3 protein-coding genes are annotated in these 3174 nt (G+C 60.5%); 2 read left to right on the top strand and 1 reads right to left on the bottom strand.

The window, feature by feature from the left end; genetic code table 11:
- The first annotated feature begins 122 nt into the window (after positions 1–122).
- Both ACTJI6_RS23870 and ACTJI6_RS23865 read left to right on the top strand, forming a co-directional pair.
- Positions 123–1328 (top strand): IS256 family transposase, encoded by a 1206-nt coding sequence (locus ACTJI6_RS23870; RefSeq protein ID WP_440803160.1) that lies wholly within the window; start codon positions 123–125, stop codon positions 1326–1328.
- Between the two features lie 91 nt (positions 1329–1419).
- On the top strand, positions 1420–2634 hold the full coding sequence (locus ACTJI6_RS23865) for an LPD7 domain-containing protein (protein WP_440804239.1): 1215 nt from the start codon (positions 1420–1422) through the stop codon (positions 2632–2634).
- Positions 2635–2989: 355 nt separating this feature from the next.
- Here the strand turns inward: ACTJI6_RS23865 and ACTJI6_RS23860 are convergent.
- Positions 2990–3174 (bottom strand): hypothetical protein (locus ACTJI6_RS23860; protein WP_440804237.1); only part of this gene is annotated, 185 nt, incomplete at its 5' end.

Below are 3174 nucleotides of genomic sequence, written 5' to 3'. Positions count from 1 at the left end.
GGTAGTGTCCGCGGACGTGGTGTAATTTCACCGACACGTTCGGTGTAATCTCGGGTGGCCATCGAGGTGTATGATCGAGGTGGAGTTTCGACGCTTCAACCCCGGACCATACGGAGTCCCCGATGACCAAGACCACCATGGACCTGTCCGAGCTTTTGGCAAAGCACGATCAGGGTGATTTGCTGCGCAGCATCGCCGAGGCGGTTCTTCAGCTGATCATGGAAGCCGATGTTGACGGCCTGATCGGCGCCGGCCGGCACGAGCGCAGCGGAGACCGTACAACCTGGCGCAACGGATATCGCGAACGCGCGCTCGATACCCGCTTGGGCACTTTGAATCTGCGGGTGCCGAAGCTGCGGCAGGGCAGCTACTTCCCCGGCTTCCTCGAAGCCCGCAAGACCTCGGAACAGGCACTGGTTGCCGTGATCCAGGAGGCTTGGATCGGCGGCGTCTCGACCCGCCGGGTCGATGATCTCGTGCAGGCCATGGGGCTGAGCGGCATCTCCAAGAGCACGGTCTCCAAGCTGTGCAAGGACATCGATGAACGGGTCGGCGAGTTCCTGAACCGCCCGCTCACGGGGGAGTGGCCCTATGTCTGGCTCGATGCCACCTATCTCAAGCAGCGCCAGGGCGGGCGGATCGTCTCGGTTGCGGCCATAATCGCCGTGGCCGCCAATACCGAAGGCCGCCGGGAAATCATCGGCCTCGGCATTGGCCCCTCGGAGGCAGAGACCTTCTGGACAGACTTCCTGCGCTCGCTGAAGGCCCGCGGTCTCGACGGCGTGAAGCTCGTGATCAGCGATGCCCATACCGGTCTGAAGGCCGCCATTGCACGGATCTTTGAAGCTACCTGGCAAAGATGCCGGGTTCACTGGATGCGCAACGCACTCGCCCACGTCTCCAAAGGCCAACATACGGTGGTCGCGGCAGCAATCCGGCAAGCGTTCGAACAGCCCGATCGCAAGCACGCTGGCGATACCTGGCGCCATGTCGCGGAGCAGGTCCGCACCCGCTGGCCCAAGCTGGCAGACCTGATGGACGCCAGTGAGCATGACGTGCTGGCCTACATGGCGTTCCCCCGCCAGCACCGCACCAAGTTGCACAGCACCAACCCACTCGAACGCCTCAACAAGGAGGTGAAGCGCCGCGCCGATGTCGTGGGGATCTTCCCCAACGAAGCCTCGATCATGCGCCTGATCGGCGCGGTGCTGTTCGAGCAGAATGACGAATGGCAGACCTCGAGCCGCTACATGATGGTCGAGGCCTTCGCTCAGATCGACAAGGAGGAGATCGACCCCATTCTCAGCATTACCACAAAAGCCGCCTGATCATGACCTCAGGCCATCTGGGAAATTACACCAGCTTGACGGACGTGACCAGAACTTCAACCCGCACCCTCCCGGCGAGGCTTCGATTGAGTTGCTGGACGCGTTCCGCGACAAATGGAACGCCAGGTCCGGATGGGCCGATCCCCTCGATGCGTCCCGCCGCCGGGCGTTGAGGCTTCCGGACCACATCCTGAAGCTTGATCGTAACGCCGAGCGCCTTGGCAAAGCTGCCAGGGATCCTGATCCCAGGGAGCTGCTGCATGAAATCGCCGTGGGTTGGATCCGGAATGAGGAGGTGTCCGATCGCAGCGAACTGATCGAGGCTTTGAAAAATAGCGGCTATGAAATCGCCCGTGAAGGGCACGATTACCTCAGCCTCAGATCGAAGGATCCTCACCAGCCCGGCTTTCCGAAGTTCAAGACCTCGACCCGGATGAAGGGCGGGCTCTGGAGCAGGCAGTTCGTCTCCCGGGATTACGCGATGGAGCTGATCGAAGCCTCCCCATACAAGGATGTCGGGGCACGTCTCGACGACATCGATCTTACGGGCATTTACCAGCAGCGGCTCGAGCGGCGAAACCTGTTCAATCGCAAGAAATACCCAGCTGTGGTTGAGCCGGAGCCTGAACCTCTTTCCGACCGGATTGACCTGTTGCAGCCTCAACACGTTCCTGTGGCTTCCCCGGATTCAGAGCCCGTGGCAGGAATCCGGCCGCACAGGGTCCAAACACCAGCGGCGAACTTCAAGGTCCGGCTCTGGAAATCGCTGTATCCGGTTGAGGTGCCATCCGACATCGCCGCTGCGCTTCACTATATTGATGTTGCAAGCCGTTCCGTGACGTTGAGTGACGGCGCTGTTGTCAAGGACAAAGGCGACAGCATCGTTACTACGAGATCGACTGATCTTTCGATACGTCTGATGGCCTTGGAAGCAAAGGCAAAAGGCTGGAGTGTCTGTGATATCGCAGGCAGTCGGGAATTTGTTGCGCGGATGACAATCGAGTGCGCCGAACTTGGGATGAGGCCGGTCGGTCTCGATGAAAGGGCCAATGCCCTGATAGCTGCCACCCTGGCCGAAGCCGGCTATGACCTGGCAGAACTCGGTCGCCCGGGCCCCGACGCAAAGGCGGCTGAGACGGCGCCGGAGAGTTCCGCGCCCTCAACCAAGGAGAAGCCTACCGACGTCGTGCCTGAGGCGACGAGACCTGTGTCGGAAGCTGCTACGCCAAGCGACCCTGCGGAGGCCGCCAGCGACCTTGACGCAGACAGCACCGACGCGGACACGGACATCAAACCCAGCCTATGATGGCGCCTCAGAAACTCCATTCGCCGCCACCATAAGGTGGCGGCTCACAGGATCGAGCTGCTTGCAACGAGAAGGCTAATCTCAACTTGTCGCGGCTCCCGATGATAGCATCCTAGGATAATATTGTAATAGCTGCCGTTGGAATTGTCGCCTTGGCCCTGAGGGCGGCGCTGATGCGATCATGGCTTTTTCCCGGCGGCAGGTGATAGCGTGCTAGGATGCTATTGCCCTAGGTTGCTATTGTGATAGCTTCGGGCGTGTTCTTCGGCGGAATGATAGCATAATAGAGTAATATTACACTATTACTCTATTATGCTATGCAACGTCGCCGCACGCCGTTACCCTCGATCTCCGCTCACCGTGCGCTTCCGCAGCGGTAGAAGTCCTCATAGGTGTCCTGGCGGGTGTTGTCGTAGTCGATGCAGAGGCCGGCCTCGTCGATCCGGGCCTTGAGGATCTCGGCCTCGTTGCAGTCGCCCAGGCTGATGCCGTTGGCATTGCCGGCGGAGTCCATGCAGGCGGTATAGGCCGCGGCGAAGC

Origin of the sequence: Paracoccus sp. 22332 (genome assembly GCF_052045125.1) — a bacterium.
In the GTDB taxonomy this organism is placed as follows: Bacteria; Pseudomonadota; Alphaproteobacteria; order Rhodobacterales; family Rhodobacteraceae; genus Paracoccus; species Paracoccus haematequi_A.
Note: the sequence above shows the minus strand (reverse complement) of the source record. Positions and strands in the feature narration are given on the sequence as shown.